Here is a 12,461-nt window from a genome sequence, read left to right as displayed (position 1 = left end):
ATTTTGTGTTAATGCTTGTAAGTTGCAAAGCGACTAAACTAAGGCTCACTTTTCGAGCTTAGGCGGGGTACCGGCCAATTCGCCCTTCGGGCTAAGAATCCGCTCGCTTCGCTCGCCACGCCTTCGCTTCTCAAGCTCGCCAAGTTTAGTTATCGCTTTGGCAACAAGTCGCATTTACACACAAAATGCCACTTTTTAAACTTTGTCAACAGTCTGCTCTATTGTTAATTTTATCAACAATAGATTTATTAATGTGTGGTATAATATAAAAAGGCTTTATAAGGAGGAGTATTGGAAAGTGGCAAAGGTTGCATTTTATACCCTTGGATGTAAAGTGAATCAATATGAGACGGAGGTTATGGCAGAGCTTTTCAAGAAAGCTGGATATGAAGTTGTGGATTTTGATGAAGTGGCGGATGTATATGTGATAAATACTTGCACTGTTACCTCGAGAAGCGATATGAAGTCACGGCAGGTGATAAGAAAAGCTAAAAATAAAAATCCGAAGGCTACGATAGTGGCAGTGGGATGCTATGTCCAGGTAAGCCCTGATGAAGTTTTTTCAATGCCTGAAGTAGATATAGTAGTAGGTACAAAGGATAAAGATAAGATAGTTGATTTGGTGGAGGAATTTGAAAGAGAGCGAAAAAAAATTAAGCTAGTAGGAAATATAATGAAACAGAGGGTTTACGAGGAGTTTGGGATTACTGGATATACAGAAAGGACAAGGGCTTACATAAAGGTGGAGGATGGTTGCAATCAATACTGTACCTATTGTATCATTCCGTATGCTAGGGGACCGGTTAGAAGTAGGAAGCCAGAAGACGTGATGAAAGAGGTAAAAAAGTACGCAGACCATGGATATAAAGAAATAGTTCTTACGGGTATACATATTGCTTCTTATGGAAAGGATCTGGGAAACATGGGGCTTTTGGATTTGATAAAAATGGTGCATCAGGTTGAGGGTATAGAAAGAATTAGAATAAGCTCCATCGAGCCCACTTTCTTGACAGAGGATGTAGTGAGGGAATTAGCTAGTCTCCCTAAAATGTGCCGGCATTATCACGTGTCTCTTCAGAGCGGATGTGACGAGACTTTAAAGAGAATGGGCAGGAAATATACTACTTCTGATTATAGGGAAGTAGTAGAGAGGTTGAGGAAGTACATTCCTGATGTTGCGATAACTACAGATATAATGGTAGGGTTCCCTGGAGAAACAGATGAAGAGTTTGAAAAGAGTTATAAGTTTGCCGAAGAGATGTGCTTTGCTAAAATGCATGTGTTTAAATATTCTCGAAGGAAAGGTACAAGAGCGTATAATTTTCCCAATCAGGTACCCAATAAGGTCAAAGAAGAAAGGAGCAAGAAATTTTTGCAGCTTTCTGAAATTTGCGAAAGGAAATTTATGGAAAGATTTTTAAATAAAACGGTGGAAGTATTGTTTGAACAAAAGGTAAAAGGAATGGAAGAATATGTAGAAGGACTCACTGACAATTATCTTCCTGTGGCAGTAAAAGGGAGATTAGAGATTTTAAGAAACCATATTTTCCCTGTTAAAATAAAAGAAATAAAAAATAATTTATTGATAGGTGAAATTGAAGGAATTTATTAAGACGTGTCGAATATAAAAAGAGGAGGTGAAAAAGGTGACAGAGTGCATTTTTTGCAAGATAGTGAATAAAGAAATACCTTCTAATATAGTGTATGAAGACGATCTGGTGGTGGCTTTTCGAGATATAAACCCTCAAGCTCCTGTTCATATCTTGATTGTGCCAAAAGAACACATACCAACTCTTTTAGACATTGATGATGATAGAAAGCATATTATATCTCATGCTTATATGGTAGCGAAAAAGATAGCTGAAAATGAAGGAATTGCTGAAAAGGGATATAGGATTGTGACAAACTGTGGCAGGGATGGGGGACAAACAGTATATCATCTACACTTTCACCTCCTAGGTGGAAGGTTTATGACTTGGCCTCCAGGGTGATTATTGACACTTTGTGGATTTAGGAGTATAATAAAGTGAGAATTTTACTACCCTGGATACAGCACTATTTGCAGCATACCTCAGGCAGTTTAGTTGGAGGGAGGGAGAGTAGTGGCTGAAGTAAGAGTCGGCGAAAATGAATCATTAGACAGTGCTTTAAAAAGGTTCAGACGTCAAATTTCAAGGTCTGGAGTCCTTTCAGAGCTTCGCAAAAGAGAACACTACGAGAGCCCCAGCGTTAAACGCAAGAAAAAAGCCGAAGCAGCTAAAAAAAGAAAATATAAGGGAAGATAAGGATGTGATGTAATGACCCTTAAAGATCGCATATACAAAGATATGATAGAAGCTATGAAGAGCAGGGATGCTTTTAAGAAGAACATCCTCAGCATGGTTAGAGCTTCCATACTTCAAGTGGAGAAGGATACGCAAAAAGAGTTGGATGATGAAGGGGTCATTAGTGTAATTTCAAGAGAGATAAAACAAAGAAAAGAAGTTTTGCCGGAATACGAGAGAAGTGGAAGGCAAGACTTAGTGGACAAGGTAAAGAAAGAAATAGAAATCATGGAGTCTTATTTGCCAGAGCAGCTTTCCAAAGAAGAAATTGAAGAAATCGTAAAGAAAGTAATTGAAGAGGTTGGGGCAAAAGGGAAAAGCGACTTTGGCAAAGTGATGGGGAAGGTAATGCCATTGGTAAAAGGAAGAGCGGATGGAAATTTAGTGAGGGAAATAGTGACAAAGCATCTAGAAGGCTAAAAAGGAGAGGTACCCTCTCCTTTTTTGTTTTAATCTTCTTCAAAAAAGTCTTTGATTTTCGAAAGGTCAGAAGTATAAGCCAAAGCCACCATAAGTTTTACTCTGGCTTTTTGCCCGGATAAGTTTCCGCCGAAGATTACGCCTAAAGATTTGAGATGGGCACCGCCTCCTTCATATGCATAGGAGGGATACACCCTTCCCATTGGACATCTTGAGACCAAAACCACTGCTATGCCTTTTGATATAGCATATTCTATTCCTTTAGCTACTTTTGGAGGGACGTTTCCTCGACCTGTTCCTTCTATAACGATTCCCTTTTCTCCATTTTCAGCTAGAAATTTTATTAATTTATCGTCCATTCCGAATACTACTTTTAAAAGGCTAACTCGGGGTTCTAACTTTTTTGATGGTATGTATTGCCTTTTCTCTATATTTCTATAAAAATATACATTGCCACTATCTACATAGCCTAATGGTCCTGTTTCAGGACTTTTGAAGGTATCTAAGCTGGAAGTGTGGGTTTTGGTCACATCTCTTGCAGAGTGAATTTCGCCATTTAATACTACTAATACTCCTCTTTTTTGAGACTTTTTTGATGAAGCAGTGGTTAAAGCATCAATCAAATTTGCGGGTCCGTCATACCCTGTTTCAGAAGAGTTTTTCATAGCGCCAGTTATGACAACAGGCTTTTCGGAATTAGTAGTGAGTTCTAAAAAATAAGCTGTTTCTTCTAATGTATCAGTACCGTGAGTAATTACTACTCCCTCAATTTCACTTCTTTCAAGATTTTTTTCTACAATTTCTCTGAGGTCTTCTAAATGTTTTACTGTAAGGTGAGGACTAGGATAGTTTCCAAATTCTATAGTTTCAATTTCTAAAACGTTTTCTTTAAGAGGAAGATTTTCAAGCAGGTCTTTTCCTTTAAGATGTGGGATAGCACCTTTTAGTTTAGGGTCCTCCTTCATGGCTATAGTGCCGCCAGTGAAGATAACCGCTATTTTACCCAATGCTCATTCCCCCCAGTTTTTTTCTACATTCATTATAGTATATTTTTTGATTTTACACAAATAGGATTTGGGTGTATTAAAAAGCGAGAGAATTTTTTCTTTTTCTTATACATAAAATTTAAAACAAGGGGGGACTCCCATGAAACGAAGCTTAAAAGAAAATATTATAGAAGCGATAGACTTTCCAAAAGATGCTCTATTAAATTTTCCTAAAATTACTATAATTGGTAAGTCCCATTTAACTGTCGAAAATCACAGGGGAATCGTGGAATACCTCCCTGAGAGAGTTAGAATCAACTCTACAGTAGGAATTATAAGGATAGTTGGAGAAAATATGGTTATAAATTCTATAATGACGGAGGTCATAACAATAACAGGTGAGATAAAAAGCGTCGAAATAGTAGTTTGAGGGGGATAGGCTTGTTTTCAATAAAATTATGGAATTTTTTAAGAGGATATGTTATTATAAAAGTTGAAGGACTGGCAATTGAAAAATTTCTAAACCTTGTGATGGTGAATGAAGTTTATATATGGGATATTGAAAGAGTAGGTTATGCTACTCTTACAGCGAAAGTGAGCAGGAGAGCATTTAAAGAAGTCATCAAATACGCTAAAAAGACAGGGTGTCGTGTATCGATAGTTTCAAAGAATGGACTTCCGTTTTTGGCTTTTAGGTTAAAGAGGAGAAAGGGTATTATCATAGGTTTTGTTTTCTCTTTTTTAATCATATACATTTTTTCTACTTTTATATGGGAAGTTGATATAAAAACAGTAAATGGACTCAGAGAAGAAGAAGTTGCTAAGAAGTTGTCAGAACTGGGTTTGAAGCCTGGAGTTTCAAAGTTTAAGATAGATATAAATAAACTGGAAAAGGAGTTTTTGCTGAATAATGAAGAGGTTTCTTGGATAGGTATAAATATAAATGGAACGAGAGCATATGTAAAAGTAGTAGGTAAGACAAAACCTCAAAAAGTATTGTCAAAAGAAGAACCCTGCAATATAATAGCTAAAAGGGATGGTATAATTTATAAAATGACGGTTTTAGAGGGCGAAGCCGTAAAAAAACCAGGGGATACAGTAAAAATGGGGGAGATATTAGTAAGTGGTATAATCGAAAAACCTGGTCTTGAGACTATGTTTGTACACGCAGAAGGAGAAGTGCTGGCAAGGACATGGTATGAGGTTTCTGTTGAAGAAGAATTAAAAAAAACTGAGTTGATGAAGACAGGTCGCAAAGTAGCAACTACTAAGATTTTTATAGGGATGAATACAATAACCTTTACTCCGAGGAAAATAGACTTTGAAAATTTTGAAAAAGAAGAAAAGGAATTAATTCCTTCTGGATTTCCTTTTAAGGTATTGAGGGAAGTTTACTATGAGGTAAAACCGGAAGTGAAGGATGTGCCGTTGGAAGTGGCAAAAGAGAATGCCAAGAAAAAAGCGATAGAAGAGATTAAAAAGGTGATAGGTGAAAATGGCAAAATCGTATCCGAAAAGGAACACTATGAAACCATCGGCAATAGGATAATTAAAGTGACCGTAATAGCAGAGGTTTTAGAGAATATAGGTTTGAAAGAAAAAATTTCTCATACAGGAGGGGAATGAAAGAAGGTTGATTAAAGAACTTGCTATTAACATTGACAATATGGAAGATATAGTTAATTTATTTGGGAGTTTTGATGAGAATATAAAGCTTATAGAAAAAGGGTTGGATGTTAAAATAGTAGTGAGAGGCGGTACAATAAGGATAACAGGAGAAGAGAAGAACGTGGATTCAGCAAATAAACTCTTTGCAAAGCTCATGGACATGGTAAGGAGGGGGGACGTTATTACGACTCAAAATGTACTTTACACTCTTAGTTTGATAGATGAAGGTGAAGAAGAAAAATTAAAAGAAATAATGTCGGATATAGTATGTATAACTGCAAGAGGAAAGCAGATAAGGTGTAAAACTTACGGACAATTGAAATATGTTGAAGCAATTAGGAATAATCAGATAGTTTTTGGGATAGGTCCTGCAGGGACAGGGAAAACTTATCTGGCGATGGCTATGGCAATCACGGCTCTTAAAAACAAAGAAGTAGGCCGTATAATTCTTACGAGACCCGCAGTAGAAGCAGGAGAAAAGCTGGGATTTTTGCCGGGAGACCTGCAAGAAAAGGTTGACCCTTATTTGAGACCTTTGTATGATGCTCTTTATGATATATTAGGAGCAGATGTATTCCAAAAATATATGGAGAAGGGCTTGATTGAAGTTGCTCCTTTAGCTTACATGAGAGGGAGAACGCTGGACGATTCTTTTATAATACTTGATGAGGCTCAGAATACCACTCCTGAGCAGATGAAGATGTTTTTAACCAGGATTGGATTTGGGTCTAAAGCAGTTATAACAGGAGATGTTACCCAGATTGACCTTCCTAAGGGTAAAAAGTCTGGCCTTAAGGAAGTTATGGAGATATTAAAGGGAATCGAGGGAATAGAATTCGTGATGCTTTCAGAACAAGATGTTATAAGGCATCCACTCGTTGCAAAGATAATAAAAGCCTATGAGGAGTATGAAAAAAGGAGAGAAGAGAGCGATCTAGAAAAAGAGCGAGGGGAATAATTTTATGGATAAATGGGACAAACTGAGAAGTTTTTTGAATAAAGACCCGCTCATAATCATTTTTTTTGTCATTTTTTATTTTATTTCAAGCTACATGCTAATATATGCCAGCGTCACTCCACCGAAGTTTGATTTAAAAGCAGGAGATGTGGCGCAGCAAGATATAAAAGCTCCTAAAGATGTCATAGATACTATTGCAACGCAAAAGAAGATTAGAGAAGCTGTAAATGCTGTTAATCCAAAATACGATTACAATGAAAATATAGCCAAAGAATCCTACTTGAAACTGGTAGATTTTTTTAACAAACTGCGAGAAGTGAGAAAATCTACAGAAAATGAAGAACAAAAGCTTAAGGATTTTAAGAATATAAGTCCTATAACATTAGAGGACAAAGACGTAGCCTTTTTGTTAAAAGTAGATGACAGTACCCTTGTCAAGATGGAAACTGTTATACTTTCTGCAGAAAAGGCGATCATGGCGAGGCAGATTACAGAAGATGCCTTGCAAAGTGCATTAAATGATGCGAAAAGCGTTGTAGAAAGTTCTGAGATTCCAGCTGATGCGAAACCTGTGGCAATCGAAATTCTTTCTTCTGTCATAGTTCCTAACATGATTTATAATGCTTATGAGACAGAACTTGCTAAGAAAGAGGCAGAAGAAAAAGTCCAGCCAGTGATGTACAAAAAAGGGCAAAATATAGTGGTGAGTGGGGAAATAGTTACTCCAGAACAAATAGAAGTTTTAAGGTCTTTGGGGCTTTTAAAAGGAAGCGACAGGGTGGATTATGGGCTTATAGTAGGGCTTTTTTTGATTCTTTCCCTCTCATTATTTATTTCGGTGTACTATATAGTGAGGCTTGACAAAAAAATAACTACAAAGAAAATGTACATTGAACTTTTGTGTCTTATTGGTATTTTATACCTTGTATTGGCTGTTGCCTTCAAAGGGATAGAGCCTCTTTTAATACCTGCCTCCATGCCTCCGATGCTTGTTTCTATACTAATAGATCCTTACATTGCTATAATGGTAGGTATAATATACTCTCTTTTAGTTGGTTTGATGGTGAGTTTTAATCAAGCCTTTATTTTCATGGCTTTATTAGGAGGGTTGATTGGAGCTATTAAACTTGCGACTGCTAAACAGAGAATGGATTTTGTAAAGGCGGGGCTTTATGTCAGCGCAGTTAATCTGGTCAGCATAGTTGGGATAGGTCTTTTGAATGTTAATGACATAGTATCTGTTTTAAAAAGCGGTTTATGGGGTATAGTGAATGGAGTATTTAGCATAATATTGGTGATTGGAACTTTGCCATTTTGGGAAGCGGCTTTTGACATTCTGACTCCTTTAAAACTTTTGGAACTTTCAAATCCTAACAATCCGCTTCTTAAAAAGTTGATGATGGACGCTCCCGGCACTTACCATCACAGTATGATAGTAGCAAATCTAGCAGAGGCAGCTTCTGATGCTATTGGGGCAAACAGCCTTCTTGTAAGAGTGGGAGCTTACTATCACGATATAGGGAAGATAAAGAGGCCTTACTTTTTCAAAGAGAATCAGCTGTCAGAGGAAAACCTTCATGACAAAATTTCGCCTGATTTAAGCACACTTGTCATAATTTCTCATGTCAAGGATGGAGTGGAACTTGCCAAAAAGTACAAGCTTCCACAGCAAATAATAGATATGATAAAGGAACATCACGGTACTACTCTTGTAAAGTTTTTCTACAACAAGGCCCTCCAAAAAGAAGAGGGAGTCTGTGAAGAGGAGTCCTTTCGGTATCCAGGGCCAAAGCCTTCCACCAAAGAGTCAGCTATTTTAATGCTAGCTGATTCTGTTGAGGCTGCTGTAAGGTCTTTATCTGAGCCGACAGAGGAAAATGTGAGAAACATGATAGAAAAGATTGTAGCAGACAGATTAAATGATGGGCAACTTTCAGATAGTGACCTCACCTTAAAAGATATAGAGACAATTAAGATTTCCTTTTTAAATTCGCTTGCAGGTATGTTTCACAAAAGAATTGAGTATCCTGAAATAGAGACTAATCAAAGTAAAGAGGTGTTAGAATGAACATACTGATTGACAACAGGCAAACGAAAGTGGATATTACAGGGCTTTTACCGGTAGTTGAGAAGGCAATAAAGGTTACTTTAGAGGAAGAAGAAGTCATTGATGAAGTAGAAGTCAGTGTCTCTTTTGTAGATAATGAAGAAATTAAAAAGCTTAATAAATACTACAGGGGCATTGATAGCCCTACAGATGTTCTATCCTTTCCTTTAATGGAATTTGAAGAGGTTGAAGAGGAAAACGGGGAGGAAAGTGAAGAGGAGTGGAAAGGAGCGTACCCTATAGGTGACATAGTCATTTCCTTGGAGAAAGCCAAGGAGCAGGCAGAGGAATATGGGCACTCCTTTGAGAGAGAAGTAGCTTATTTGACTGTCCATAGCATGTTGCACCTTTTGGGCTATGACCACGAAAAAGAAGAAGAGAAAAAGGTGATGAGAGAAAAAGAGGAAAGAATAATGGAAAAGTTAGGCCTTAGGCGGTGATTTCGTGAGGTCAAGAAATCTGATTGATAGTTTTAATTATGCCATAGAGGGAATTCTACACGCTTTTAAGACTCAGCGCAATATGAAGATACATTTTGGGATAGCGATAGCTGTGTTGTTTTTTTCGCTATTCATGGACCTTACCAGACTGGAGTTTGTAGCAATACTTTTTGCAATTTCTTTAGTCTTAATTACAGAAATGATAAATACTGCTATTGAAACTACCATAGATATATTTCTAAAAAACTACAATCCTATGGCAAAGATTGCAAAAGATGTAGCAGCTGGAGGCGTTTTAATAGCTTCTGTAAATGCCATATTAGTGGCGTACCTTGTATTTTTTGATAGAGTAAATCCTTGGACCAAGATAGTACTGACGAAAATCAGAGAATCTCCTATTCATAGCACGGTAATAAGTATTTTGATCGTAATTTTTCTGACATTGATGATGAAGGTGTATTTTAAAAAGGGGACTCCCATGAGAGGAGGTATGCCAAGCGCTCACAGCGCAATCGCTTTTTCGGTGGCCACTGCCATAACTTTTATGACGGCTAATGCTTTTGTGGCTACTCTCAGTTTTTTACTTGCTCTTATGGTGGCAGAGAGCAGGATTGAGGGTAAAATTCATACTTTTTGGCAAGTATTTGTAGGGGCACTTTTGGGAATTTTATTGACGGTGCTTGTTTTTCAAATCATAAGATAAAGGGAAGGTGAAAAAATGGGATATAGGTCTGGTTTTATAGCTTTAATCGGAAGAACAAACGTTGGAAAGTCTACACTCTTGAACGCGCTTTTAAAAGAAAAAGTTGCTATTACTTCCCCAAAACCTCAGACCACTCGAAACACGATACGAGGAATATTGACTACGGAGGACTATCAGATGATTTTTGTTGATACACCAGGGATACACAAGCCGAAGTCAAAGTTAAGTGAATTTATGATTGAAACGGCTAATAGAACCCTAAAAGATGTCGATTTAATTTTATACATGGTAGAACCAGATACGTCCATTGGTCCAGGGGATAGGTATATTTTAGATAACTTGAAAGAAGTCAGTACTCCGGTTATCTTAGTAGTGAATAAGATTGATTTAGTGTCTGCAGAGAGGGTAGAAGAAACCATAAAGCTATTTAAAAGCGAGTACGATTTTAAAGATGTGGTAACTATTTCTGCTTCTTTAGGAACAAACTTGGAAATTTTAAAAGAAAAGATACTTTCTTTTTTGCCAGAGGGTCCTCGCTACTATCTTGAAGACTATATAACAGATCAACCAGAAAAAATCATGGTAGCAGAAATAATACGAGAAAAAATGCTTTATTTTCTCGAAGAAGAGGTTCCTCACGGCGTGTATGTGGAAGTGGAGTCAATAAGAGAAAGAGAGGATAAGGAAATAGTAGACATTGAGGCTTATATTTACTGTGAAAAAGAATCCCATAAAGGTATAATCATAGGTAAAAATGGACAGATGTTAAAAAAAATAGGACAAGCTGCAAGGCAGGATCTGGAAGAATTTTATGGGAAAAAGGTGTTTTTACAATTGTGGGTTAAGGTTAGAAAAGGATGGAGAGACAATGAAAAACTTTTAAGGAAGTTGGGATATGTAATTGACAAGTAATCTTTTTAAGTAGTAAAGTATAGGAGAAGGATGTTGGAAGGAGGAAGTTTTATGAATATAGCAAAAATGATAGATCACACACTTTTAAAGCCGAATGCCACAGAAGAAGAGATAAAAAAAGTATGTGAGGAAGCCAAAGAATATGGATTTGCTTCTGTGTGCATAAACCCTTGTTTTGTAGATTTAGCCTATAAGATGTTGAAGGATACAGACGTAAAAGTGTGTACGGTCATAGGCTTTCCTTTGGGAGCAAATACAGTTGAGACAAAGGTGTATGAAGCAATAGAGGCAGTTAAGAAAGGTGCTAAAGAGATAGATATGGTGCTTAACATAAGCATGCTGAAAAGCGGAAAGTATGAATATGTAAAAAAAGAAATAGAAGAAGTGGTAAAAGCCGCCAAGTCTTATGATAAAGATATAGCGGTAAAAGTAATACTGGAAACCTGTTATCTGACTGATGAAGAAAAAATAAAGGCTTGTGAGTTTGCAAAAGAGGCAGGAGCTGATTTTGTGAAGACTTCCACAGGCTTTGGTACAGGAGGCGCTACGGTAGAAGATGTAAGGCTTATGAGAAAGACCGTGGGTGAAAATTTTGGAGTAAAGGCTTCCGGCGGGATAAAAAGCTATGAAGATGCAAAAGCCATGATAGAAGCAGGAGCTAATAGGATTGGAGCCAGTGCAGGTGTTAAAATAGTAGAGGAGTGGAAAAAACAAGGTTTAGGTTGATAAAAATGCGCTTTTTAAAGACAGAGGCGGTAGTTTTAAAGAGCAATCTTATAAGTGAAAAAGATAAAATTGCCACCCTTTTTACCAAAGATTACGGGAAACTGCAGGCGGTTGCTAAAGGAGCTCGGCGTTCGAAAAGTCGTTTTGTAAATGCTGTAAGACCTTTTATTGTAGCCAACTATGTGATTTTTGAAGGGCAAAATTATTATTACATTGACCAATGGGAACTTGTAGAGAATTTTGAAAACATAGAAAGAGACCTTGACAGGTTTGCTATTGCTTCTTATGTAACTGAAACTATTATGAAAGTAACAGAAGATAAACAGAAAAGCGAAACACTGTATTTTTTCCTAAAGCATTCTCTAAGAGCGATAAATCAGTTAAATATAAAGCCTTCCGTTTTCCTTTTTGCTTACACTTTGAAATTGGTTTCTCTTTTAGGTTACATGCCTGTACTGGACAATTGTGCCTTATGCGGTTCAAAAAGCAATTTGCAGTATTTTTCTCCTTCTTGTGGTGGAGCTGTGTGTAAAACTTGTAGAAGTAGTTGTGGGGATGCAGTTTCGATTGAAGACAGAGTTTTAAAGCTTATGACTTATCTTCTTAGATCAAAGTACGAAAGGCTTGAGAATATTTTTATTCCAAGGATTATTAAAATAGATATGGATAGAATAATATCAGAGTATGTGAAGTTCCACATAGGAGTAGAATTTAAATCTAGGGGGTTCGCGCTCGAATTAGAAGAAGAAAGGAGGGATAAGAATGATAGATGAACAGCTTGAGAAAATAGATATGGTTGTGGAGAGGACAGGAGTGAGTTATAAGGAGGCAAAAGAAGCTTTGGAACAATCTAATTGGAATGTAGTAGATGCCCTAATATACATAGAGGAAAATAGGAAGAGCTGGACGGAGTCTTTTACTGTAGCTGGATCAGAAGTTATAGATAAAATAAAAGACCTTATAAAAAAAGGAAATGTTACTAAAATAAGAGTAAAAAAAGACGATAGAATTCTCTTGGAGATTCCTGTGACTGCCGGTGCTATTTCTACAGTGGTTATACCTCAACTTACACTTTTGGGAGCAGCAGTAGCTTTTTTAGCTAATTGTACTATAGAAGTAGAAAAATACGATAAAAGTGTAATAGTCTTAAAAGAAGAGAAGAAAAATGATTGACATAGATTATTTGATTTGATATTCTAAAATAAGTAATGCAAAAA

General features: G+C 36.9%; 15 protein-coding genes. 14 read left to right on the top strand and 1 reads right to left on the bottom strand.

What is annotated here, in order from left to right; genetic code table 11:
- The first annotated feature begins 298 nt into the window (after window positions 1–298).
- From mtaB to ACPLVE_RS08125, 4 genes are all read left to right on the top strand, one after another.
- The gene (gene mtaB, locus ACPLVE_RS08140; protein WP_424611065.1) at window positions 299–1,612 is read left to right on the top strand and encodes a tRNA (N(6)-L-threonylcarbamoyladenosine(37)-C(2))-methylthiotransferase MtaB; all 1,314 of its coding nucleotides are present in this window, start codon (window positions 299–301) and stop codon (window positions 1,610–1,612) included.
- A gap of 34 nt (window positions 1,613–1,646) precedes the next feature.
- The gene (locus ACPLVE_RS08135) at window positions 1,647–1,991 is read left to right on the top strand and encodes a histidine triad nucleotide-binding protein (RefSeq protein WP_424611064.1); all 345 of its coding nucleotides are present in this window, start codon (window positions 1,647–1,649) and stop codon (window positions 1,989–1,991) included.
- A gap of 111 nt (window positions 1,992–2,102) precedes the next feature.
- The gene (gene rpsU / locus ACPLVE_RS08130) at window positions 2,103–2,285 is read left to right on the top strand and encodes a 30S ribosomal protein S21 (RefSeq protein WP_424611063.1); all 183 of its coding nucleotides are present in this window, start codon (window positions 2,103–2,105) and stop codon (window positions 2,283–2,285) included.
- A gap of 12 nt (window positions 2,286–2,297) precedes the next feature.
- The gene (locus ACPLVE_RS08125) at window positions 2,298–2,744 is read left to right on the top strand and encodes a GatB/YqeY domain-containing protein (RefSeq protein WP_424611062.1); all 447 of its coding nucleotides are present in this window, start codon (window positions 2,298–2,300) and stop codon (window positions 2,742–2,744) included.
- A 29-nt stretch (window positions 2,745–2,773) separates the two neighbouring features.
- On the opposite strand, the gene ACPLVE_RS08120 is transcribed toward ACPLVE_RS08125, so the two are convergent.
- Window positions 2,774–3,751 (bottom strand): asparaginase, encoded by a 978-nt coding sequence (locus ACPLVE_RS08120; protein ID WP_424611061.1) that lies wholly within the window; start codon window positions 3,749–3,751, stop codon window positions 2,774–2,776.
- A 139-nt stretch (window positions 3,752–3,890) separates the two neighbouring features.
- On the opposite strand from ACPLVE_RS08120, the gene yqfC reads away from it, so the two are divergent.
- Genes yqfC through ACPLVE_RS08070 form a run of 10 tightly spaced genes read left to right on the top strand, consistent with a single transcriptional unit; the run spans window position 3,891 to window position 12,417 of the window.
- The gene (yqfC, locus tag ACPLVE_RS08115) at window positions 3,891–4,160 is read left to right on the top strand and encodes a sporulation protein YqfC (RefSeq protein ID WP_424611060.1); all 270 of its coding nucleotides are present in this window, start codon (window positions 3,891–3,893) and stop codon (window positions 4,158–4,160) included.
- 11 nt (window positions 4,161–4,171) lie between these two features.
- Window positions 4,172–5,356 carry a sporulation protein YqfD gene (yqfD, locus tag ACPLVE_RS08110; protein WP_424611059.1) on the top strand — a complete coding sequence of 395 codons (1,185 nt, stop codon included), beginning with the start codon at window positions 4,172–4,174 and terminating at the stop codon, window positions 5,354–5,356.
- A 7-nt stretch (window positions 5,357–5,363) separates the two neighbouring features.
- A complete protein-coding gene (locus ACPLVE_RS08105) occupies window positions 5,364–6,356 on the top strand; it encodes a PhoH family protein (RefSeq protein ID WP_424611058.1) in 993 nt (330 codons plus the stop codon).
- A 4-nt stretch (window positions 6,357–6,360) separates the two neighbouring features.
- Window positions 6,361–8,424 (top strand): HD family phosphohydrolase, encoded by a 2,064-nt coding sequence (locus ACPLVE_RS08100; protein WP_424611057.1) that lies wholly within the window; start codon window positions 6,361–6,363, stop codon window positions 8,422–8,424.
- A complete protein-coding gene (gene ybeY, locus ACPLVE_RS08095; RefSeq protein WP_424611056.1) occupies window positions 8,421–8,903 on the top strand; it encodes an rRNA maturation RNase YbeY in 483 nt (160 codons plus the stop codon). Before ACPLVE_RS08100 ends, ybeY begins: the two co-directional genes overlap by 4 nt.
- Window positions 8,904–8,907: 4 nt before the next feature.
- On the top strand, window positions 8,908–9,606 hold the full coding sequence (locus ACPLVE_RS08090; protein WP_424611055.1) for a diacylglycerol kinase: 699 nt from the start codon (window positions 8,908–8,910) through the stop codon (window positions 9,604–9,606).
- Between the two features lie 15 nt (window positions 9,607–9,621).
- Window positions 9,622–10,518, top strand: coding sequence for a GTPase Era (gene era, locus ACPLVE_RS08085; RefSeq protein ID WP_424611054.1), 897 nt, complete (start codon window positions 9,622–9,624; stop codon window positions 10,516–10,518).
- 51 nt (window positions 10,519–10,569) lie between these two features.
- Entirely contained in the window at window positions 10,570–11,244 is a 675-nt protein-coding gene (gene deoC, locus ACPLVE_RS08080) for a deoxyribose-phosphate aldolase (protein ID WP_424611053.1), read from the top strand.
- 5 nt (window positions 11,245–11,249) lie between these two features.
- A complete protein-coding gene (gene recO, locus ACPLVE_RS08075; protein WP_424611066.1) occupies window positions 11,250–12,017 on the top strand; it encodes a DNA repair protein RecO in 768 nt (255 codons plus the stop codon).
- Window positions 12,007–12,417, top strand: a complete 411-nt coding sequence (locus ACPLVE_RS08070) for a DUF4342 domain-containing protein (protein ID WP_424611052.1) — start codon at window positions 12,007–12,009, stop codon at window positions 12,415–12,417. Before recO ends, ACPLVE_RS08070 begins: the two co-directional genes overlap by 11 nt.
- The last annotated feature ends 44 nt before the right edge of the window (window positions 12,418–12,461 follow it).

It is taken from the genome of Caldanaerobacter sp. (assembly GCF_049701115.1).
Lineage (GTDB): Bacteria > Bacillota > Thermoanaerobacteria > Thermoanaerobacterales > Thermoanaerobacteraceae > Thermoanaerobacter.
Note: the sequence above shows the minus strand (reverse complement) of the source record. Positions and strands in the feature narration are given on the sequence as shown.